The organism is Weissella oryzae SG25 (assembly GCF_000691805.2).
GTDB classification, from domain to species: Bacteria; Bacillota; Bacilli; order Lactobacillales; family Lactobacillaceae; genus Weissella; species Weissella oryzae.
This window is the reverse complement of sequence record NZ_DF820491.1, coordinates 1-23175: the sequence shown is the minus strand read 5'-3', so window position 1 is coordinate 23175 and position 23175 is coordinate 1. Positions and strand designations below refer to the sequence as shown.

Sequence of the window (23175 nt, the reverse complement as noted above, 5' to 3'; positions counted from 1 at the left end):
AAATTAGCTGCTTTGTTACTTATGCTTTTTTGCAGCTTGTTTTTTTACTACATTAATTTTATTATTTTCAGCAGAGGGTTACAAGCGTAACGTTGAGAAGGAGCGTATTAGAATATGAATAAGGTAGTTATTATTACAGGTGCATCAAACGGTATGGGCTATGCAGCGACTGAATTATTTGCTAAAGAAGGTTGGCAGGTAATTGCGGGCGCTCGCCGTGTCGAAAAAATTCCATCCGGGTCAAATATCTTAGCCATCAAAGTTGATGTAACTGATAGTGAGCAGAATAAAAATTTAGTTGACCAGGCTATCGCAAAGTATGGGCGTATTGATGTATTAATTAATAATGCCGGTTATGGTGAATTTGGTCCAACCGAAGAAATTACCGTGGATAAGGCGAAGTATCAATTTGACGTAAACTATTTTGCAGCGGTTGATTTGGCCAACCAAGTTCTGCCAACGATGCGTCAACAAGGGACCGGCTTAATTGTAAATATCTCTTCAATTGGTGGAGATTTATATATGCCATTAGGGGCACATTATCATGCTTCTAAAGCCGCCTTACAACAGTGGAGTGATGTTTTAGATACTGAAATTCGTCAGTTCGGTCTGCATTCAATTGTTATCCAACCTGGAGGAACAGCATCAGCTTGGGCGCAAATTGCTATGGATAATGCTAAGAAGAATTTGCATGATAATTCACCATATAAGACACTAGTGACAGCTGTTAGCAACCTATTAACTAGTGATCGGATGCCTGGTGCAACTAGTGAACAATTGGCACAGCTTTTTTATCGGGCTGCAAATGCAAGCAAACCAAAGCGACGCTACTTCCATGCTAGCGGAGACCGTTTAGCGGTGTGGGCTGCACGTAATCATCCCAAGGTATTCAAATTTACTTTAGACAAGTTTGTCGACCGTTTGATTAAACATTAATTTTAATTAGATCAGGACGTTCCTTAATTAAAGGGGCGTCTTTTTACTTTGCTTATAAGCGTAAAAGTGGGGCAGAAATAAACCTTACATAAATGTAAGAGAGCATCGTAAAAAAATACAGTAAACTTATGATAATAAATTAAATAGAGCCGTTTAGTGGGGGGAATTATGACAAAAGCAGAATTAATTTTGGATGCACAACATATCAACAAAACTTATGAAAGTTCACAAGGCGTTAAGCAGGAAGTGTTGAAAAATTTATCATTGGCAGTTGCACAAGGTGAATTTGTTGCAATTATGGGGCCTTCTGGTTCAGGAAAATCAACACTTTTGAATATTCTTTCAACATTAATGCAGCCAACAAGTGGGCAAGTTTTAATCAACAATAAAGATATTTTAAAAATGAATGATCGGCAGATTGCTGATTTTCGTGGGCATGATATGGGCTTTATTTTTCAAAATTATAATTTGATCGATAGTTTGACCGTCAGGGAAAATATTGAATTACCATTAACCTTACAAAAAATTAAGCCAATTAAAATAGCAGAGGCCGTGAAAATGGTGGTTAAATTATTGGGAATCGAAACGTTATTAAATAAATACCCAGCAGAACTTTCCGGTGGTCAGCAACAGCGAGTTGGTGTTGCCCGTGCTTTAGTACATAAGCCTTCGTTGATTTTTGGAGATGAACCAACCGGTGCCTTGGATTCAGAAAATGCACGTGAAATGTTGTACTACTTACGTAAAATAAATCTTGATGAGGAAATTTCGATTGTCATGGTTACGCACGATGCTTTTTCAGCCTCATTTGCTTCAAGAATTCTATTTTTAAGTGATGGTGAAATTATCAATACTTTAGAGCGGGGCTCAGCTGATCGTGAGACATTTTATCGGAATATTTTGAATCAATTGGGTACATTCAACGATTAGGGGGAAATGAAATGTTTAATGTTGCGATAAAATCGTTGAAATCAAGATGGCGAGATTTTACGGTCTTATTTGTTGGATTAGTATTAGCAATTGCCATCTTCTATATGTTTACAGCTTTAGCAACCAATGAGAGCTTTTTACATGCTAATTCATCAATTTCTTTGCTAGGACCAGTTTTTACGGTTGGTGAGTTTTTATTGGGTGTGATTACTTTTGTTTATCTGAATTTTGCGAACAGCTTTTTGTTGCAAATACGGCAGAGTGAATATGGTCTAATTTCAATGTTAGGGGCACGTAAATCTCAGATTGGAGCTCTACTGTTTATTGAAACAATTTTGCTAGGCTTAGTGGCCTTAGTAATTGGGTTGGCATTTGGTCTTGGGTTGACAGCTCTTAGCAGCACATTCTTACTCGGCCTTTTGGATATTCAGGTACAACATTGGAGTTCATTTTCATTAGGAGCACTAATAGACACAAGTCTCTTCTTTATAGCCTTATTTATTTTAAATGGCTTTATTAATACTGTTAAATTGCGTCGGGTGGACACAATTACCTTATTAAATGCAAATCATACAGCTAAGCAACCGAAAGTTAAGCCGCTTAGTGACATTATAGTTGGCCTCCTTGGGTTGATAATTCTTAGTTTGAGTTTTGTACTCATGATAAAAATTAATGATTTTGGCTCGGTTTATCTTGCTGTCTTCGTTACAATTATTATTTTAAATATCTGGGGAACCTATCTATTTCTTAGTCGGACTTTAAAGTTAGTATTGCTTAAGCTGCGTGAAACGAACTTCATCAAAAAGTCATTACGCCCATTTATAAATGGACAGACTTTGTTTAGGTTAAGCGATTACCAAAAAATCTTAACAGCAATTTCAGTGATTTTCGCATTAGCCTTGGGTGCAGTTTCGGTCGGGCAAGCTTTTCAGGTGCTTATACCGCAACAAGCGCAAGGAAGCAGTCCTATTACGGCAGCTTATACTAGTAAAAATGTCGATTTGTCGAAGCTTAACGATCTAACTTGGTCAAACGAATATCACTATGTAATTCGTAATAATGTTGTTTATTTTAATGTCAAAGAGATTAATACACATAAAGTTCCAACTATTATTAACCCAGAAAGTGATCACCCAAGAACCAAGTGGCTCTCAGGGGATGCTATGTTAGAAAATCCAGGGACTGAACATACTTTGAGAGATGTAGCTGGGCAATTAGTTAAGTATTCACCAACTACTTATACAGACTTTAAGGCTAAACTTTTACCAGACGACCTGGCTTTAGGTCAACAAGGAGATGTTAAAACTGTTACTTTAATTAGGGTTAATAATTTAATAAATAATCAAGATATATTAAAGAAAAACCAGGCAATTGAAATTAAAGCAACTGGCGTAAACGACCAAGTGATGGCGGGTAACTATTCTACCTTTAATATGTTAAAGAGTTTCAGTGGTGGTCTAGAGTTTATGGGCTTTTTCTTAGGCATTGGATTCTTAGCGATGTTGGCTTCGACATTGATGTTTAAAATTCTATCGTCTGTCTCAACTGATAAACATCGCTATGAGATTCTTAGAATGATTGGTGCAAATAAACAGGTGATTAGAAGAACAATTGCCACAGATATTGGTATCTTATTCATGATCCCGCTGTTAATAGGTACGATAGATGTATTATTTGGTTTAAAGATGTTCGAATTAATTTTGCATCAACCATATGCAGGACTCTTAAGTGCCATGATTAGTATGTATGGAATCTATTTTATCTATTACGTAATAACGATAGTTTATTATATAAAGTTAACGGGTGCGACTAAGGGAGCGATTCGTAAGTAATTAGAAGAGAATAAGGGTTGAATTTTTGGTGAAATATTTATCCAAATAAACGGTTAATGATTGATATTATATCAATTATTGGCCGTTTTATTTTGTTAAGGTCAAATCAGTAGGGTGAAATCGATTGCCAACAATAGAATTTATTAAAGAAAATGCTGTGTGCAAAGAAAAAAGAAAGTGTTTTTTAAAAGTTTAATTATGAGTACTTAAAACTTTTTTGAATAATGAATCAATATTGTAATACTGGCTTTAAAAGTTGATCGAAATGTTTTTAAGTAATTATCTGAAAGTAGCTTGAATGGGTAAGAAAATAAATTATTCTGTTTGATTGGTAACTTTAAAATAGGCTAAGAAATAGTCGGTTGAAGTTATTTTTTTGGAATTATCTTTCACAAAAAGTTCACATTTTTTTGAATATGTAGTGTAGAATTATATTAGTGAAAATATTTACACAATAGTTTTAATGACCAAAATTATGACTATATCTTTTATTGTGCAGATATAAATGAACGATGGGGAGATAGAAATTTGCGAGTTTTTAATGTTAACAAAGGGATTGGTTATGCTTCGAGTGGTGTCGAGTATGCCCAAAAATATCGAAAAGAATTATTTGAAGCTGGACCAGTTGATGATTATTATATTTTTTTGAATTATATATCAACTAACGTCTCAATTTATACCGACTTGATGAATTTTGAACGTAAACAAGTACTTTGGATTTATAACGTTTTAAGTGGGCGACCAGCACAGGATTCTGATTATCCGATTGAAAAATTTTTAAATGCATTAGCTGCACCCTATAAAGTGACATTTGAAGACGATAAGCGTTTAACTGTTCAATTAGAGCATGAGGATGTGCGGTATGAGCTCACAAAAATAAATACGGATAAGCTTAACATTGTTAGGCAATTCGAAAAAAATAAACTTGTACAAATTCTGCATTTTGATCATTCATTAAATAATTTTGAAGAGTATCAAGCAGGTAAGCTAGCACGACGGGTGTTCTTTAAATTAAATGGTGAGAAAGCTTTTGAACAATTTTATGAAAATGGCGAAATTACAGTAACTTTAATTGATAATCAAATTTTGTATGGACTCACAGGCTTTTTTACCTATTTTATGCAGAAGCTTGGTTTAAAGGCCGACGATGCGGTAATTATTGATCGTTCACTTGATGCCGCAGAAATTTTGTTACCAGATTTAGTTGGCAAAGTTCGTCTATTTTCTGTTGTACATGCTGAACATTACAATGAAAATCTTTCTACGGGTACCCATATTTTGTGGAATAACAATTATGAGTACGTTTTTGATAATGCCAATTATTTTGAAGCTATTATTGTTTCAACTGAGCGACAAAAAGAAGTTTTGAAAGCTCAATTAGCAAAGCCAACTAAAATTGTTGTGATTCCAGTTGGTTATATCGAAAAGATTGTAGAAAGCACTAATTACCAACCGTTTAGTTTGATAACAGCCAGTCGCTTAGCTAGTGAAAAACATATTGATATCATCATTAAAGCAGTTGTGGCTGCCAAAAGTAAAATACCAGAGCTTAAGCTTGATATTTATGGTGAGGGTGGTGAACGTGGTAAGTTAGAGCAATTGATTAATGAATTGAAAGCTACTGATTACATTAAATTAAAGGGGCATCATAAGCTAACTTCTGTATATAAGCAATATGGTGCATACGTATCGGCTTCCACCTCAGAAGGATTTGGCTTGTCTTTGTTAGAAGCAACGGCTGAATCTTTGCCGATTATTGGTGCTGATGTTGATTATGGTAATCGTGAGTTTATCGTTGATGGTAAAAGTGGCTTATTATATCCACGAGGTGATTTTAGCCAAATGGTAAATTCCTTAGAACAGGCCTTACTAACTTTCTATGCGACAAATATGGTTGAAACAGCCCGTCCAATTGTACGTAGGCAGGCACGTAAATACTTAAAAGAAAATGTCGCTAAAGTTTGGGAAGAATTAATGCTTGGTAAGGGAGTTGCAACTGATGAAGGTTAATATTTTTGATTTTTATAATGAACAGACACAAACACTACTTCAATCTTTGAAGACGGCGAATTTAGAGCGTAGTTCATTGTTTGTGCATTATCGAGGTGAGTTACCGGATGGCGCACTGAATCCGTTTACTTACTTTACTGGAATAAGTGAAAGTAATCGGTTAGGACGGTTCTTTAACCAAGTAACCATCCCAACGTTTTATGAAATTCGACATGCAGATGGCCTTGGGGCAAGCATTGAGTTTTTAAGGCAAACCGTTGGTCGGATTAATTATCGACGTAAAGGCTACAGATTGGTTGATAGCGTTGATTGGTATAGTAAGCCTGATAATAAAGAACTTATTAAAAAGGATCTGTATAACATCGCTGGTGATCACTATGCAACTACTTTTTATAACGCTGGTCAGGCCTATGTCACCGAATATTATCGCGATGGCGTGGCTGTAATTGTTGAAAATTTGCAGACACAAACGATTCAGTTAAATTATCAAAATCAGCTTCACTTTTTTGATAATTTGACTCAATTTTTCCTATATTTTCTAAAAGCAGCAGATATTACGGTGACCAGCAGCTATATTAACTCTTTGTCATATCCACTTTTCATTAGCGAAGCAATTGCCCAGAAGCCTAACGCAACCCTATTTTGGCAAGAACCAATGGGTGAGAATGTACCTGGAAATATGGCAAATGAGTTGAAGCAACCTAGAGCTTTGCGACAGATTGTTTTTGACAAGCAAGCCTATTTGGAAAAAGTAACGGGCCTTTATCCTGATACTACGATTGAATTAGCTTATTTGTCACCAATTGGTGTGTTTAAGCGACAGACTGCTTATCGTAAGAATGCTTTTGTGTTAACTAATAGTGATAATATGCCAGGTTTGGAAACAATCTTATCAACGTTCCCTGAGCTAATGGTTACGGTGGCGGCGCAAACAAATATGAGTGAGAAGTTGTTGAATATTGGTGAAAAATACACTAATTTACACTTAATTCCGTCGATTAGTGATGCACATTTGACAAAGGAACTTGAAAAAGCTGATATTTATTTGGACATTAATGCTGGAAATAAAGTCGGTGATATTTTGAAGCGAGCATACCAATCTCAAATGTTAATTCTATCATTGGCTAAAGTTAAGCAAAATAATTATCGCAGCCTTGTTTTTGAGGACACAAAAACAATTTGTGATGCGATTGCCAGTGCATTAAACAAGCAAGCAGACTGGCGTAAGATGCTCAAGCAATTAATTGAGCAAGGGGGAAAGCAATCAACAGTGGCTGATTATCAGCAGGCTTTAACGAAGGTTGAAATTGAGGCCTAGTTAGGCCGCTTTTTGCTTTAACTTGTAAGAGGGGGGAAGGTAGATGCCAGACCAAGAAGATAAAGATAACCGGTTAGATAAATTAATCAAAGATGGGTTTAAAGCTGAAAGTCAAAAACATCTTTACACTAAAAAGAGTGCCGCTTCGAAGTGGCAATATTTACGACCATCCTTATTTTTAATACTTTTAATAGTTACATTGATTGCTTTATTTACTAAGTTGCAAGATGTAATTGCGTATTTTCTTAATCATTAGGACAGGGGAGTTAAGATGTTGAGAGTGAAAAAATATCGACGAATTGTTAAGCAAATTTATCAAGTTTTACCGACTTATCAAGCAATGTCAGATATCGAATTACAAAAACAGACACAGGTTTTCAAACAAGCTTTAGCAACAGGACAGAGAATTGAACACATTTTGCCAGCAGTTTTTGCGGTTGTAATTGAGGCCGACCGACGTGTTTTAGGAATGGAACCATATGAAGTTCAGATTCTGGGTGGAGTGGCTTTGTTTTATGGTAATATTGCAGAATTAAAAACTGGTGAGGGAAAGACTCTGGTGGCAACAATGCCACTTTATGCTAGGGCATTGCTAGGCAATAAAGGAAACTTCTTAATTACAGCTAATGATTATTTGGCTGATCGAGATGGTCATGACATGGGGCGTGTCTATCAGTGGTTGGGTCTAACAGTTGGAATTGGTGTAAGTAATATGGATGAAGCTGAAGAGAAAGTGTTATATACCTCAGATATTATATATTCCACTCATTCTAAATTGGGTTTTGATTACTTATTTGATAATTTAGGTTCCGACATAGCAAATAAGATGGTTACACGTTTTAATTTTGCAATTATTGATGAAATCGATTCTGTGTTACTTGATGGTGCTCAAACTGCTTTGGTTATTTCTGGAGCGCCAAAGGTTCAATCCAACTTTTTTCAAATTAGTCAATGGTTCATAAACGGTCTAACACCTGATGATTATGAGCTAAGCGATGATGAGTTGAAAGTTTGGTTTACTAAAGATGGACTAGATAAAATTCGAAATTATTTTGATATTGAAAAGATTTTATCAGCAAAATATTTTAACCTCTATCGGCACTTAATTTTGGCCTTACAAGCAAAGTATTTAAAGCAAAGGGGACGAGACTACGTAGTTGAAGATGGAAAAGTAGTTTTGTTGGATGAGGTCAACGGACGTGCAATGCAGGGTGTCAAATTAAGTGGTGGTATCCATCAAGCAATTGAAGCAAAAGAAGGCGTAGAAATTACAACAGAATCAAAGACATTGGGAACAATTAGTTACCAAAGTTTGTTTAAAAAATTCAAGCGATTATCTGGAATGACCGGAACTGCGAAAACTGATGAGAAAGAGTTTATTGATACATATCATTTAGAAGTAATTCAAATTCCAACGAATGAACCAGTACGACGCATTGATTTACCTGATCAAATCTATTTGGATAACCAAAGTAAGCTTGAAAGCTCACTTAAATTGGTTGAAGCAGGTATTAATGATAACCGGCCTGTTTTAATTGAAACTGGCTCAGTTACCCTGTCGAATTTGTACTCATTATTGTTGTTAAAGCATGGAATTCCGCATAATTTATTGAATGCAACAACGGCAGCTCGAGAGAAAGAAATTATCAAAGAAGCTGGTACAAGTATTTCAGTGACTTTAGCAACTTCGATGGCTGGGCGTGGAACTGATATAAAATTGACCGATACTGCTAAAGCTAATGGGGGGTTGTTAGTAGTTGGAACTGAGCGAATGACTAGTAAGCGAATTGATAATCAATTGCGTGGCCGTGCTGGACGCCAAGGTGAGCCAGGCTCAAGTCAATTCTTTGTTTCGCTAGAAGATAAAGTTATTGTTGAAAATTCAACTGACCGAATCCGAAAATATCGAAATCGGTTGTTAAAGCGAGCCGAGAGCGGCAAGGTAGCATTTACTAAACAACTAACTAGTTTTCGTGCTAAGCGTTTGATGGATAAAGCTCAAAAGCGGGCTGAAAATAAACAAGAAGAAGGTCGTAAGACAACATTGGCTTTTGAACTAGTGTTGGGCGGGCAACGCGATAAAATTTATCAAGCTCGAGATAAAGTATTAGCAGAAAATCAAAAATATTTAGATGAAATTATTGCGGATACTCAATATAAAGTAGTGGGTCCTTTTATTGGTAAACGGAAAGAAATTGGCCTACACGAGATTGCTGATTTTATTTTTAATAATATGGATAGTCAATATCAAATGAAAGATCTTGAACAGGCTTTGGATAATGATTATTCAAGTAAAAATGTTCAACACTTTTTAACTACAATGGCTGGAGAATTATTAGAAGCAGCCTTAAATCGTTTTAAAAGTGAAAAACAACTGGCCCATTTTAAGAAATTGGTGATTTTAAAGTCAATTGATATGGGATGGATTGATCAGTTAGATTACTTGCAACAGTTAAGAGCCGTTGTTGATGGACGTGGGACTGCACAGCGTAAGCCAATTAATGAATTTGGTCGAGAAGCTCGTAGAAGTTTTTTTGAAATGGAAGATCAAATTTGGCTGAATATATTTAAAAATATTGTTCTAACAGAAATTGAAAAGAAGCCAGACGGCTCAATTAATTTGATTTTCCCCTAAAAAATTTAAGTTCAAAATATAAAAATGGATAGAGAAGAATTAATCGATGATAAAAAAATATAAGGATTTAATTCAAAAAGGATTATGTACAATTGGCTTGCTATTAGTCTATACATTTGGGCAGAGCATACCAATCCCCGGCCACATCATGAATTTTCAGATGAATGGCGTTGAGAGTGTCCAGAATTTATTGGCTCTAATGACTGGTGGTGTGTTTTCTAGTCCAACCCTATTTTCTTTGGGAATGGGACCATATATGACAGTCTCAATTATTCTATCAATTATAACGTTTGCTAATCCAGATAATGCTGCCGGTCTTTCTAAAAGGCAGCGTGGAAATATACAAGTGCAATCAACTTTTATCTTGGCGACCTTACAAGCAACTTTGCTTGCTTTTGGTGTTAAAAGTTCAATTGCTCCAGCGGCAAAAAATATAAGTGAATTTACTCTATTTCTAATTACTGTATTGACGCTTATTACTGGAGCGATGTTAATTAGTTGGATAGCAAGTTTAAATGCAATTTTTGGTTTGGGTGGACCATTTATAATGATTGTGCCAGGGCTTATTAGTGGATTAACACGTAGCTTATTAGCTAACTACGCAGTAGTGGTTATGCATTTGGAGCGCCTATTAATTTTAATATTAGTCACTGTTCTTTTTGTATTTATAGTTAGTGCGTTATATTCTGCGGAGTATCATCTGGACGTACAGAGAATTGGTATTGATCGGCGATCAAAGGATGCTTATATTGCTTTTAAGATTCTGATTGCCGGAACGTTACCCCTAATGTTTGCTAATACATTTATGTATTTACCGGCCTATGTTATGCAATTAACGAATAGGAGAAATGATCTGGTATTATCGATGTTTAACATGCATTATTATCGTGGAATTATAGTCTACGGTGCGATTATTTATATTCTTGGTGTTTTATTCTCTTTTGTTAATATTATGCCTGATCAAATTGCTAAAAGTTTGCAAGAATCTAATGATTACATTTTAAATGTCGAACCTGGAAAAGCAACCCATCGCTATATTACGAAACGCGTACTATTTTTTGCGCTTACTGGTAGTTTGCTATTAGCAGTTGTAGTAACTGTACCATTATTGGTTGGCCGCTGGACTGGTAAGGTTGCCTATAGTAATTTTTCGAATTATTTCGCAATGCTATTCGTATTAATCGCAATTTTCGAAACGGTACGGGAAGATGTCGACTTTTTATTCTATAAAGATAACTATAACCTCTTTGGTAAGCAAAGACGGAGGAAACAATGATTTATATATTAGCTGGTTGGCAACCTGAAATTACGAATTTGGAAACTGATTCAACCCTTAAAATGATAGAAGCTTTTGAACAAAGCAACTTTGAATGGCGAGTATTAGTTCCAAATTTTGTACCTTTTTTACGGTATTTATTGGCTGAGTTTAGGCAAAGTGCAGATGATAATTTCATTAAATTTTACAAGCAGATTCAAAACATTAGTGATGCTAACGTTATTCCAATGGTAATGGATGATCTTAACTTACCAAGTGATGTTGAAAAGGTTTACGGGCGTGATCAAGTTTTATTGTTACAAAATGGTCAACGTTTTGGTGAAGTTTATTTTAATCGTTTTGGATATGTTAAAGAAGTTCATTATTTTAAAGGTGAGTATGTCCAAAAAGATTTATTTTCAGATTTTGGATTTATCTTAAGCTCAACGTATTTAGACCAAACAAACGAGTTAATTGAACGAGATTATTTTGATGAAAAGGGTCAAGTAGTATTAACAGAAAATTCCAATGGTATTCGTGTTGACGCAGTTAACCAGGATAAATTCAATCGTCTTTTCTATGCAAATATGGAAGACATTTATAGTGAATTTCTCCTTAAAAACTTAAAGCATTTTGATCCACGTAGCGACCGATTAATTGTGGATGGTAATAGTCGACAAATGATGAAGGTTAGTCAAACGTTTCCTTATCAGGAAGCAATTGTTTATAGTTACGTGGATAATCATTCGCAGCTAACTGAACTAAAAGCAATTGACTATGAACGCTTATTAGCAGGTAAGGCACTGGTAACCGATAGTTTAGTCAAATATCAACAATTAAAATTGTTAAATCCCTTATTGGCTTTAAAGGGTAAAGTTATTCCGATTTTTACAAGTCAATTGAATTTGGGTGCTAGTAATACGGTTGCCGAACAGTTTATTTATTGGCGGATTAATCGGGTTGATACAGAATTTGAGCAACTATACAAGCAAGTGTTAAGTTATTTGTCAAAAGAAGCAAAGATTAGATTGATTATTGATACACCTGATGCAAATGAGATTACTCGCTTGAAGGATATTCTGGCGACCTTTATTTGGCAAAATTCACATATTGATGTTGAATCGGAAGATTATAAACTTTTTGATAAGTATTATACAGCGATGGCAAGAGGTCAGATAACGGCAGCTTTGCAAGAAGAATTCGAATTACTTAAAGCTTCTGGTGAAAAATTTGAGGAAATTAAACGTAGCTATGAATTTTATCATGTGATTCAATATCGAATTAAGCCAGATACTGAGACTTTCCAAAATGACCTTAAGCAGTTACGACTTTATGTCAATTTTAGAAATGATACTAATTCCTTTATGCAATCAATGGTGTTAAGTAGCGGTGTACCAATTCTTAGTGAATATTCATCGATTTATTTTGTTGATAACCTTAATGGGAAACACTTAAGCAAAGCTACTGATTTATTATCAGCCTTAGATTTTTATTTAAATGGGCAAAATAATTGGAATAAAGCTTTAGTAGAATCAGTCAAACAGATTGAAATCAATGGTCTAGCGCAAGCAATCGAAAGATGGCAGGAGGTTTTATATGGCTGAAAAAAGCAAAATTTTTCATATTGGTGGAAAAAAGTTAAACAATATTGAGTTATTAAGTGAGAATTATGGTTATTATCATTTGCCGATGGATGAGAGTTTAACGCAAAAGTTAAGTGATTTGGCTGCGATACCTGTAGAAAACCCAAATAATTCTGGAAATATTTTTTTGTTTAGCTTTGAAGCAATGGATAATCTAACAAATTTTGATTTAACAAAATTCCCCAGCTATCAAATTTTTTATGAGGGTTATGCCACGCTCACGCCCGAGCAGGAAAGAATTCTTAAGCTAAAGGGTGCAAAAAAAGTTAATTTAATTGATGGGGGCAGTGAATTTATTGCTTTTATAAATGAAAATTATACTGGTTCCTGGGGAACAAGCATTGATAATAGTATGGTTGAGATTTCAAAAAATTTTGCGGGGACGGTTACAAAAAAAGGGGCTGCTTATTTGAGCTTAGCAGGTGATTTTGGAACTGACTACCAACAAGTTTTGTTGTGGAAAAATCGATGGGTACCAACTGGAAAAATTAGAATTCATGTGGAAAGCGCTGCTCAGGGCGATGATATCGATTATTTCTTTAGAGCATATTATATTCAGGCTGGAGTTGCTAAGACATGGGATTTTACGAAAAGTGATATAGAAGCCAACAAGGTGTTCCGGGACATTGGGTTTCCGGATTTTGCGATTAATATTGCTGTAATGGCTAAGGGAAAAGGTCAAATTGAACTTGGTGATGTACATTTACGTTCTTATTTGGAACCGGATAATTTCTTAGCTATGGGCGGTAAAAGATTACTTGATAAAGATCATCGTGATCAAGAATTAGCCTATTACTTCAATGCAGGTGATTTAAAGCCACCGCTAAATGTTTATTTTTCAGGATATCGAGCGGCGGAAAATTATGAAGGTCGTTGGATGATGGGAAGTATGGGTGCACCCTTTATGTTGATTCAGGATCCACGAATTGTTGGTGGTTCGTTTTATCGAGGGGACAATTTAGAGAAGCAGCTTATTGAAGCAATTCAAGGTTGCTTGGATCAATTAGGCTTTACTAAAGATGATTTGATTTTATCTGGAATATCAATGGGAACTTATGCAGCATTTTACTATGGTGCTGTATTGGAACCTCATGCAATTATAGTAGGAAAGCCTTTGGCAAATCTTGGTGGCCTAGCATTTAATTCGCGAATATTTGATCCTTATAATGGAGATTTGACCTTAGATACGATTATAGATTTGACAGGGGAGCTAACCAAAGATACTGCTAAAAGATTAGATAAAGAATTCTGGGAGCGTTTTTTTGCTGCGGATTTTTCTAAAACTACTTTTAATATTGTGCATATGCTGCAAGATACAGATCTCCCTTTTAAGAAAATTTTCAATTATTTGAAAGAAAAGTATCCCAAGACAAAAGTTTTACACAAGGGACTTGAAGGGCGACACAATGATGATGGTTTAGGGATTGTTCTTTGGTTCACAAAGCAATGTAAGGCATTGTTACAGACCGATTTTGATCGTAAATATTTTCAAGATGATGATCAGAAGACAGATTTCTTCGATTTATTGGAGGTAGATGATGACTAATGTTTATTTTGTTCGTTGGCCAAATGATTTAAGTGATGTGTCAGTTCATGGCTCAACAATTCAATTATTACCAGATGGTACAACCTATTTTTCAAACGTATTTTTTTCACCTGGAATGCCGATTTGTACTTGGCACTCAAAGACTGATTATATGTTGTCTGGTGGTGCACCTAGTTTACCGTTATTAGAGGCAAATAGTGAGTATCATTTATCGGCTATTTTAGAAGCAGATCAGGCACTGGCAGTTCAATTGGAAATTAAATATTTTGATGTAAGAGGCAATTTAATTGAAACAGATAATTTTGCCGATTTAGAAGTCGATTTCGTGTTACCAAATGAAGCAGTGTCTTATGATATTAGTTTGCTTAATCTTAAGCATCAGTGGATTAAGTTTAAATATTTAATTCTTAGCGACAGCTCGAAGATAGATAAACTTGATATAAATTTTAGTCGGCACAGTGGTTGGGTAACAGTCAATGATTCGACTAACCAACCAGATTCGAATAAATATGTGGTTAATTTTTCGTTTGGTCAATTGACTGAGCTTAATTTTAATGACTCGGAAATTAATAGAATATTTGCTTATAGTGATGGGAATCGGCCAGACTTTTTAGAGTTGATGAATAAATTAGGAAATAAATTTTTAAATCAGTCAGGAAGTACTTTGTCAATTTTACCTGGGAAAAATTTTGAATATTTTCCAACTGATTTACGTGAAGAATTATATTCACGAATGACTGACAAGTGAAGCTGATAGTACTCACTAAATTAAAGAAAATTGAATTTGGAAGAGTATTGAAAGAGGTAAATATGACTTATTGGATTACAGAAGTTGATGATAATGAATATGCAAATAATCATGCGTCTGGAATTATTGCAAATCGAATGGCAGCTGAATCGGTTAATGAAATTGGTTTTCGAATTTTACATTATCCACGAATGTATGCTGAAGAATTGAGAACAGAAGGCAAAGAAGCACGGCAAGTTAGATTGGAATCTCTATTATCTGCAGTCTTACCAGGTGATATTGTTATTGTGCAATATCCCTTGTGGACTAATTACACGGAATTTGAAGTAGAATTTATTGATTATTTGTCTACAGTACGAAAAGCTAAGATTGTAGCGATGGTTTGGGATATTTTATCGTGGATTCATGATAATCGAGAGCGAGACTACACCGGTGATGCATCATTATGGATGCTAAATAGATATGATTTAGTAATTGCTGCTAATCCTAAAATGGCTCGTAGATTAGCTAGTGAAGGCGGGGTAAATAAGCCCTTAATTTCGATGGATTTAACCGATTTTGTTTATCAGGGTCCATTAAAAGAGAAACGATTCATTAAGGAGCTCTATTATGTGGCAACTGGAATTGATCCGGCAATTTTAGCTGAATATGCATCGAAAGTACCAATTAATTTCATTGGACCACATCAAAAAGAAGCAGTTCCAGATTATATTAAATTATTAGGACCAATGAAGAGCATAGATATTCCAAGTCAGCTTGAGGGAGGATTTGGGTTGCTTTACTATGCTAAGGGTAGTGGCTATAAAGGGATGCATCATTATGGTGAATACAATAATCCAATGAAGTTGTCATTATACTTAGCATCGGGGTTGCCAGTTATCGTAATGGCCAACTCAGCTCATGCAGAATGGATTGCACAGCGTGGAGTGGGCATAGTGGTTAATTCTTTGGCGGAGATTGATGCGAAGATTGATGCACTTACGGAAACAGATTATGAGCAAATGCTTGAAAATATTAAGCCATGGCAAATGGCTGTAACGCAAGGATTCTTCTCAAAGCAAGCAGCAATTGAGACGGTTCGGTATTTAGAGCTTGGGTTCACGGATCGCCTAGTTAATGTGGAGGAGTAGAAGATGACAAAATGGATTGTACGTTTTAATGCTAGTGATTACTCACAAAAGTACGATGCAATTTATATTGTGAGTAAGAATGTTGCTAGGTCAGCTCAACAATTAGGCTTTAAAGAAATAAATCTTTCACCATATTCAAACCTTGATAATAATCCTAGTAGACGTAGTCAGCTTTTAAAAGCTCTTTTAGGACCAATACAGCCAGATGATTTAGTGGTTGTACAGTATCCACTTTGGACAAATATGAACTTTCAGGCTGAATTTATCGATTACCTTAAAAGGATTCAAGACATTAAGATAGTTGGCTTACTACACGATGTACCTACTTGGATGTTTACTGATGAACACGATAATTATGACCGTGAGAATGATTTTTGGCTTGGCCAACTGCGTAGATTTGATTTGCTTTTAGTTGCCAATGAAAAAGTTGGAGCGAAATTACAGGAAGATGGCGTGCATGTTCCAATGATTGCGATGCATATTTGGGACTACTTTTATGATGGCCAGCTTTTAGAGAAAACTTATCGTAAACAGCTATATTATGTTGCAGGACGCAATATAATTAATTTTGATTATGTAGCTTCAACGCCGATAAACTTTTATGGGCGAGAGGTGAGCGAAGATGTTAAAAAAAATCCAAGTGTAAATTATTTAGGGCGACTTCCTAGTGACATGATTGTGGCAAACCTAACTGGTGGATTTGGCTTGGTTGTTTCTGATAACATTAAAGAAAAATCAAATATGAATTTCGTTTACTATAATCAATTCAATAACCCAACAAAGCTTTCCCTATATATAGCGGCTGGTTTACCAGTGATTATTGCTAGTAAGACGGCTCATGCTGAATGGATTAAAAAAGCAGGCATTGGGTTAGTTGTTGATGATTTGAACGAGATTGACCAAGTTTTGGCTCAAGTAAGTCCAGCCGATTATGATGCAATGTTGCAGGCAATTAAGCCTTGGCAGACGGCAGTTAGTGGGGGATTTTTTGTTAAGCGCTCACTAATGGCAATGTTACGTTATATTAATTTAGGTTTTGATGATGTTTTGATAAAGGATAATAAAAATCTTTAATTTAACACTAATTTAGAAAAAGATGGAATCTGGCCATAGCCAAAACTCCATCTTTTTTATTTTATAGCTTATAAAAAATTGAATTATAAGTAAATGAGGAAAGTATTATTTTACTTTAATATATTGGGACTAATAATACGTCTTTTATATTTGCTAATTGAAATAATTTATTAAGCTCACATCCATATTAAGAGAACGCTTAGCGAATTGTCATTATGAACCCCTGATAGAATGTATTTAAAAAATTTGCTTCAGATAAAATAAAGTATTGGAACACTATTAAAATATAAGCAAATCGCTAATTTTTGCCAAGATAATTTAGATGAATTTACTAAAATTGGAAATTTTAATAAATTTTGAGCAAAGAAATTTTCAATAAATTATTAATAGGTTAGAAATGGTCAAACATTTATTGAAATTAGTAAATGAATAGTTATAAAAAGGGCATTCCCTTTGTTTAAAGCATTGTAAGCGTTACAAACTAATCTGAATTAGAATGTTGAATTGCTAATATTTTTATATTACTAGGCAAAAAGTATACATAAACCAAATAAAAAAATCTAATTCATATTGCTTTACATTTGAAGATTGTGAAGCTATTATGAATTTAGAAATGTTGGCCGACCTTTCTAAAAAACTTTTCAAAAAGAGTGGGGTTTATTATGAGAAAGTCTATTAAACTGGGAAATGTTCTTTTGATGTCATCAATGATTTTAGGGCTTGTTGGTGGCACTGGAATTGCTTCTGCATCAGCTGCAGCAGTTGGTAATGGTAACAATGCTCAAACTGCTAACTCAAAGGTGACACCAAAAGGTGCTGATTTTCAAACACAAGGTAAGCTTACAACTAGTGGTTCAGCAATTAGCGGCTTAAAGTTGGAAGCGAATAATACCGTAACTTACGGTACACTGGATTTGGATTATAAGGTTAAGTCGTTCCTTTCTGTCGACTTTAACGATCATACAACTGCAGTTATTAAATTACCTTCAGAATTCAATGCACTAGCAGCAAGCGGCAAGCTCCCAGACTACATTACGTCATCACAATTTTCATACCAAATTGGATTAACTAGTAAAGAGTATAATTATACTAAGGATGACATGAAGGTGGTAAGAGATGGTGATAACTATCTTCTAGAATTAACTAATCCAGCAATTAGCGGTATTGGATTATCTTCAACAATGGATGTTAAGTTGACCATGGATTTGGGACAAATGGTAACAGCGACAGGTATCCGAATTCCAAATGCGGCTGACGGATCTGCATATCATCTAGGTGCAACAATTGCAACAAAGGATGAATTGATTGATTGGCATGCTGTAGGTAATACAGAAGGAACAACTACGATTCCTGTTGCACAATTGGATCCAGGCTATGATCTTTTGAATGTAAAGCCAACGATTGAGACACCAGTTTACGATACTGCTACTGAAGTTTCAGGAAAGGGTACGCCTGGTGCTGAAATTACCATTAAAAATGGAGCTGGTACAATCATTGGTAACGGTAAAGTTGACCAGAGTGGCGGATACAAAATTAAAATTCCAGCACAAAATGCAGGTGTAACAATTTCAGTTACACAAAATACTGGAGTTGGTGAAAGTGAAGCTGCAACAACAACTGTTCTACATGAAGGTGTTCAGATTCCAAAGCCAGTTGTTAGTCAACCTGTGTTAGCTAAAGATACAACAATTAAAGGAACTGGCTTTAAGGAAGGTGACATCATTACAGTCACAAATTATACGACAGGTAAAAGTGGTATAACTGTTGTTCAAAAAGATTTATCATGGGCATTTAATGTACCTACTGGATTTATGGCTCCAAATGACATTATTCAGGTTATTGAAAGCAATAGTACTGGTGAAAAGAGTGATCAAACCCTTGTCGTTGTAATGGCCAATAACTAAAATAAAGGATTATATTTTGCTAATTCGAGCTTAATATTTATCTTAATAGTTAAATATAATTTAACCGTTTGAAATTTTTTTCAAACGGTTTTTTTGTACACCTGATGGTGGAATTGTTTAAGAAAATCAGTATTTATGCCTACTGACGATTATCTTTAAATATACTGATTACTTCAGGTGGCCTTAGCCTATTAGGCTCCCTATAACTGAATTAAATTTGGGCTTGTTGTTGAATCCTTTTAAAATTATAGCCTAATTAATTACTACGATAGATAAAAGTAGTAGTTGATTTGCTTGCGGCTAGTGGGTTATTTTATATGAAAATCGAATGCAATCGTTGTTAAGGCAAGGACGACATTAAAAGCATAATGCTTGTGTTATAAGTAATAGGCTAAGTTGTTTGGATAAATATTTCATTTGTTTTGAAATTTTAAGCATAATAAAATCCTGAAAGTTACTAACTTTCAGGATGTACCTTAGACTTGACTTTATATTCGTGTATCTTTAAAAAGGCTGTAAGTTAAACTTTAATTAAATCCTCACAAAACTTAATAATGACGTTTAGTTCTTTTGAACTTAATTGAGGATGAATTTGAATTTTGGGAGTACTTAAGGGTAGATAATCAGTTAGAAGACTAGTAGTTAAAATTAGATCAGCCTGATTTAACCTATTAATATCTGTTTCAATTTCAATATTGAAGAAATTACATAAAATATTTCTGAGTTGATTTTTCATCTGACTTTCAAGATCAATTAAAATATCAGTATCAAGATAGATATTGATGGTTCGTTCAAATTTATGAATTGGCATAAATAAAGCTAAAGCCCAACCATACCTGATAGCAAGCGCCTTGATATCGGAAGTCTTGATAGAAGGATGGGTTTTTAAAATAATCATGCTTATTCGTTTTATATAGCTAGGCGCTAAAATATTTGTATATTTATTAAGGTTTAAATCAGAAACAGTAAAGGGCAGGTTACCAAATAATTCAACTGAAAGGCGGCCACAAATTAAGTCTAATAGTAACTGATTATATTGTGTTGGGATCAGCTTTAATGATTCAGGGTCAGCTTTGGTAATTATTTCAATGAATTTAGTAGATTCATTTCGAATTTTTTTGTCTTTTAGGGTCTGAAGAAAAAGTGTTTTCGTATCTGTTATTGAATAAAACTGCGGTAAAGTGCTTAGCCATAGGAATATGAATCTTATATCTATTTCAGCAATTGCAAAGAATTCTTTTGAAACTTGTTCAAAATTGTCTGCTAATTGTGAAAAAAGTTTGGTTACGAGGAAACTATCAAACGGAGTGATATGACCAATCGAATGGTTATTTTTTGCTCGACAAATATTAACGGCAAATATGTAAGCTAATTCAATTTTTTGTCCGGATTTTATTGTAAAATGCAGTTTTTTTCCGAGTGTGTCAATGAGGTTAATTATATTATCTTTATCTACGGCAGTGAAAGGCCAGTATAAGCCACGAAAAGTACGCCAAAAATAGCTCGCAAAGACATATCTAATCTTATTTTCACTGCCAACAACTGAAATTGAATTATTTTTAATGGTTATCGCCAGGTTAAACGTATTAATACGGTTATTTATATTTGTAATTAAACGTCTTACGGTGCTTTGCGATATGAAATTTTCGAAACAAAACTCTTTGAAATCAACAGAAGGATTATTTATAAGAGCAATTGCTAATTTTGTAAGAACGGTATTAGAAATTATTCTTAAAAATAATTCAGCATAATCAAAACTGTTGCCTTTAAAATAATATTGGCCGTTTACATTAGAAATTATTTCATTAGCGTGGCCAATATTTCTATAAATTTGATTAATTTCATGAATATATTTGTAGATTGTTTGCCTCGTTAATTTTGTTTTTTCCATCAGTGAATTAATACTAATTGGATTTTGATAATCAAAAATAATACGACAGATATTTGTCATACTTCTTGAATCTCTATCATATAATTCTGACCCAAAATTCTCATTCAATTCTTCAAGCATTATATACTCCCCATATCTTATTAAATAAACATAAGTGTATTGCTTTGTATAAGAATTTGCTGGATAAAAACTTGCTTATATTTTAACTTTTTAAGTTAATTTTTTGAGACACTACATTGGGCTATTTGTTATAAAATTAACAATTAGGTAAGATGTTTTAATTATATATCAGATACTGTTGTTTGTTTATATAAATTAAAACTTTTTATCAGCTTAAAGCAACATATAAACATAGAATGTTGTTTTAAAATTCCAATAAGGAATGACAGCTTATAACAATGTAGGTGATGTATTAATGAATGCAGAAATCTTTTTTAAGACTATGAATAATGAAATAATGTCGATACATATGTTTACAAATGGGTTGCAAAAGAAAAATCATTTGTCGATGACTCGTAGTACTGTGGTGGTAACTTTAAATCAGTATAAGTCCTTTAAATATTCCAAGCAAAATTCAGCTCACTTGATTGGTTGTTCACAAATATTTTATCAAATAACTTTTGATTTATTACGGTATTTAAAATTTATTAAAAAGTTTGAGGATAGCGAACATCTCAAAAAGGTAATGAGCATAAATAGCTTGTAATAATTAAGGGGCTTTGATGTAAAGAAATAGACTTTTTAATTGTTGAATTCTAGTATCTTTACAAAAAAATGTGAAAGTTCTGATAAAGGTTAATGATTATAAGTTTAAAAACAAAGTTAAGACTTTTGGAAGTAATGAGTATGGTTTAATTATATTGAGAAAAAGAGAGAACAATTGATGTCAAAAAAAAATAAAATCAAACAGTTACAAAGTTCTGATCCTAAACAAAGATACAAAGCATATAAATCAAATAAAACGTGGATTTATGCAACTATAACCAGTATGGCTGGTATTTTTGGTGGTGGGGCTGCGCTACCAACTGTGGTACATGCACAAGGAACTGCAAGTGAAAGTAAGTCCGTTGAGGTAACGGACAAAAATCTGCTTAGTACCAAAAAATCAACAACGATTCCAGCAGATACGCAATCTCTTAAAGATACTATTAATGATAGTGATATTTTTAATTCGGTTAAAACATCACCTGGCGATATAGGTACAATGGTATCCAACTATCAGCAGCAGGGCTATAAAGTTCTAGGAATGACCAAGAATAATGATGGCTCAATAGACTACTTACTTGTTTCAAATGTTAAGAATGGTCGAGTTCTATCAGATACAAGTGACGTAATTATGCTTACTAGCCGTGTAGGTAGTGATGTACATGCTTCAATTACGCCGGCTGTTAGTATGGAAGATGATGGCTCAACCACATATGCATCGTCTTATCTACGCAATCCTGCTGGTTCAGTTGCAGAATTCCATGTATCTAAGGATGCATTAGCTAAATTATTCCCAGATACCAGTGTCTACTATCTGTTCCGATATCATATTGAAGGAGCTAACATAACAGGTGCAAGTGGTACGTTAGCGGTTTACGGAGAAATGGACTCGACGTCAGATAGTGAATCAATGTCTGATTCAACGTCTGATTCAACGTCTGATTCACTACCAGATTCAGGCAGTGACTCAACATCGGATTCAATCTCAGATTCATTAAGTGATTCAATATCGGATTCAATCTCAGATTCATTAAGTGATTCAATATCGGATTCAATGAGTGACTCAATCAGTGATAGTGACTCAGTGTCCGACTCGTTGAGTGATTCAATCAGTGATAGTGACTCAACGTCCGATTCAATGAGTGACTCAATCAGTGGTAGTGACTCAACATCAGATTCAATGAGTGATTCAATTTCAGACAGTGATTCATTGAGTGATTCAATCAGTGATAGTGATTCAACATCAGATGTAATAAGTGATTCGGAATCAACAAGTGATTCAATTTCAGATTCACTAAGTGATTCAATCTCCGACTCATTGAGTGACTCAACATCAGATGTAATAAGTGATTCAGAATCAACAAGTGATTCAATCTCCGACAGCGATTCAACGTCCGATTCAATGAGTGATTCAATCTCAGACAGTGACTCAACATCAGATTCATTAAGTGATTCAATCAGCGATTCCGACTCAACGTCCGATTCATTAAGTGATTCAATCTCGGATAGTGATTCAACATCCGATTCAATGAGTGACTCAATCTCGGATAGTGACTCAACGTCTGACTCACTAAGTGATTCAATCTCAGACAGTGATTCAACGTCCGATTCACTAAGT

The 23175-nt window shown here is 34.5% G+C and carries 17 protein-coding genes; 16 read left to right on the top strand and 1 reads right to left on the bottom strand.

Going from position 1 to position 23175, the window contains the following annotated elements:
* Positions 1-114: 114 nt before the first annotated feature.
* From TT13_RS06300 to TT13_RS06235, 14 genes are all read left to right on the top strand, one after another.
* Positions 115-936, top strand: a complete 822-nt coding sequence (locus TT13_RS06300) for an SDR family NAD(P)-dependent oxidoreductase (protein WP_027699197.1) — start codon at positions 115-117, stop codon at positions 934-936.
* A 168-nt stretch (positions 937-1104) separates the two neighbouring features.
* Entirely contained in the window at positions 1105-1866 is a 762-nt protein-coding gene (locus TT13_RS06295) for an ABC transporter ATP-binding protein (RefSeq protein WP_045476834.1), read from the top strand.
* Positions 1867-1877: 11 nt separating this feature from the next.
* The gene (locus tag TT13_RS06290) at positions 1878-3698 is read left to right on the top strand and encodes an ABC transporter permease (protein WP_027699195.1); all 1821 of its coding nucleotides are present in this window, start codon (positions 1878-1880) and stop codon (positions 3696-3698) included.
* Between the two features lie 528 nt (positions 3699-4226).
* Positions 4227-5708, top strand: coding sequence for a glycosyltransferase (locus TT13_RS06285; protein WP_027699194.1), 1482 nt, complete (start codon positions 4227-4229; stop codon positions 5706-5708).
* A complete protein-coding gene (locus TT13_RS06280; protein WP_027699193.1) occupies positions 5698-7026 on the top strand; it encodes a glycosyltransferase family protein in 1329 nt (442 codons plus the stop codon). Before TT13_RS06285 ends, TT13_RS06280 begins: the two co-directional genes overlap by 11 nt.
* A gap of 43 nt (positions 7027-7069) precedes the next feature.
* The gene (locus tag TT13_RS06275) at positions 7070-7282 is read left to right on the top strand and encodes a hypothetical protein (RefSeq protein ID WP_027699192.1); all 213 of its coding nucleotides are present in this window, start codon (positions 7070-7072) and stop codon (positions 7280-7282) included.
* A 15-nt stretch (positions 7283-7297) separates the two neighbouring features.
* On the top strand, positions 7298-9661 hold the full coding sequence (gene secA / locus TT13_RS06270; protein WP_027699191.1) for a preprotein translocase subunit SecA: 2364 nt from the start codon (positions 7298-7300) through the stop codon (positions 9659-9661).
* Between the two features lie 46 nt (positions 9662-9707).
* Positions 9708-10937, top strand: coding sequence for a preprotein translocase subunit SecY (locus tag TT13_RS06265; protein WP_242868525.1), 1230 nt, complete (start codon positions 9708-9710; stop codon positions 10935-10937).
* Positions 10934-12520: an accessory Sec system protein Asp1 gene (gene asp1 / locus TT13_RS06260; protein ID WP_027699189.1), complete on the top strand. Its 1587-nt coding sequence runs from the start codon at positions 10934-10936 to the stop codon at positions 12518-12520. The genes TT13_RS06265 and asp1 overlap by 4 nt, the downstream gene beginning before the upstream one ends.
* On the top strand, positions 12513-14105 hold the full coding sequence (gene asp2 / locus TT13_RS06255) for an accessory Sec system protein Asp2 (RefSeq protein WP_027699188.1): 1593 nt from the start codon (positions 12513-12515) through the stop codon (positions 14103-14105). The genes asp1 and asp2 overlap by 8 nt, the downstream gene beginning before the upstream one ends.
* Positions 14098-14853 carry an accessory Sec system protein Asp3 gene (gene asp3 / locus TT13_RS06250; RefSeq protein ID WP_052348568.1) on the top strand — a complete coding sequence of 252 codons (756 nt, stop codon included), beginning with the start codon at positions 14098-14100 and terminating at the stop codon, positions 14851-14853. Before asp2 ends, asp3 begins: the two co-directional genes overlap by 8 nt.
* 62 nt (positions 14854-14915) lie before the next feature.
* Positions 14916-15983: a glycosyltransferase gene (locus TT13_RS06245; RefSeq protein ID WP_027699187.1), complete on the top strand. Its 1068-nt coding sequence runs from the start codon at positions 14916-14918 to the stop codon at positions 15981-15983.
* A gap of 3 nt (positions 15984-15986) precedes the next feature.
* The gene (locus TT13_RS06240) at positions 15987-17057 is read left to right on the top strand and encodes a glycosyltransferase (protein ID WP_027699186.1); all 1071 of its coding nucleotides are present in this window, start codon (positions 15987-15989) and stop codon (positions 17055-17057) included.
* Between the two features lie 662 nt (positions 17058-17719).
* Positions 17720-18961, top strand: a complete 1242-nt coding sequence (locus TT13_RS06235) for an Ig-like domain-containing protein (protein ID WP_052348567.1) — start codon at positions 17720-17722, stop codon at positions 18959-18961.
* Positions 18962-19481: 520 nt separating this feature from the next.
* Here TT13_RS06235 and TT13_RS06230 read toward each other — a convergent pair.
* Positions 19482-20972: a helix-turn-helix domain-containing protein gene (locus tag TT13_RS06230; RefSeq protein WP_027699185.1), complete on the bottom strand. Its 1491-nt coding sequence runs from the start codon at positions 20970-20972 to the stop codon at positions 19482-19484.
* A gap of 295 nt (positions 20973-21267) precedes the next feature.
* On the opposite strand from TT13_RS06230, the gene TT13_RS06225 reads away from it, so the two are divergent.
* Positions 21268-21558, top strand: a complete 291-nt coding sequence (locus tag TT13_RS06225; RefSeq protein ID WP_027699184.1) for a hypothetical protein — start codon at positions 21268-21270, stop codon at positions 21556-21558.
* A 177-nt stretch (positions 21559-21735) separates the two neighbouring features.
* On the top strand, positions 21736-23175 hold a 1440-nt coding region (locus tag TT13_RS06220; RefSeq protein WP_190279637.1), incomplete at its 3' end, for a KxYKxGKxW signal peptide domain-containing protein.

What these genes read in the sequence shown, in the direction of transcription:
- TT13_RS06295 (WP_045476834.1), top strand. Translation starts at nt 1,105, where the DNA reads ATGACAAAAGCAGAATTAATTTTGGATGCACAACATATCAACAAAACT.
- TT13_RS06240 (WP_027699186.1), top strand. Translation starts at nt 15,987, where the DNA reads ATGACAAAATGGATTGTACGTTTTAATGCTAGTGATTACTCACAAAAG.
- TT13_RS06275 (WP_027699192.1), top strand. Translation starts at nt 7,070, where the DNA reads ATGCCAGACCAAGAAGATAAAGATAACCGGTTAGATAAATTAATCAAA.
- TT13_RS06290 (WP_027699195.1), top strand. Translation starts at nt 1,878, where the DNA reads ATGTTTAATGTTGCGATAAAATCGTTGAAATCAAGATGGCGAGATTTT.
- asp3 (WP_052348568.1), top strand. Translation starts at nt 14,098, where the DNA reads ATGACTAATGTTTATTTTGTTCGTTGGCCAAATGATTTAAGTGATGTG.
- TT13_RS06245 (WP_027699187.1), top strand. Translation starts at nt 14,916, where the DNA reads ATGACTTATTGGATTACAGAAGTTGATGATAATGAATATGCAAATAAT.
- TT13_RS06230 (WP_027699185.1), bottom strand. Translation starts at nt 20,972, where the DNA reads ATGCTTGAAGAATTGAATGAGAATTTTGGGTCAGAATTATATGATAGA.
- TT13_RS06300 (WP_027699197.1), top strand. Translation starts at nt 115, where the DNA reads ATGAATAAGGTAGTTATTATTACAGGTGCATCAAACGGTATGGGCTAT.
- asp2 (WP_027699188.1), top strand. Translation starts at nt 12,513, where the DNA reads ATGGCTGAAAAAAGCAAAATTTTTCATATTGGTGGAAAAAAGTTAAAC.
- TT13_RS06225 (WP_027699184.1), top strand. Translation starts at nt 21,268, where the DNA reads ATGAATGCAGAAATCTTTTTTAAGACTATGAATAATGAAATAATGTCG.
- TT13_RS06235 (WP_052348567.1), top strand. Translation starts at nt 17,720, where the DNA reads ATGAGAAAGTCTATTAAACTGGGAAATGTTCTTTTGATGTCATCAATG.
- TT13_RS06265 (WP_242868525.1), top strand. Translation starts at nt 9,708, where the DNA reads ATGATAAAAAAATATAAGGATTTAATTCAAAAAGGATTATGTACAATT.
- asp1 (WP_027699189.1), top strand. Translation starts at nt 10,934, where the DNA reads ATGATTTATATATTAGCTGGTTGGCAACCTGAAATTACGAATTTGGAA.
- secA (WP_027699191.1), top strand. Translation starts at nt 7,298, where the DNA reads ATGTTGAGAGTGAAAAAATATCGACGAATTGTTAAGCAAATTTATCAA.
- TT13_RS06280 (WP_027699193.1), top strand. Translation starts at nt 5,698, where the DNA reads ATGAAGGTTAATATTTTTGATTTTTATAATGAACAGACACAAACACTA.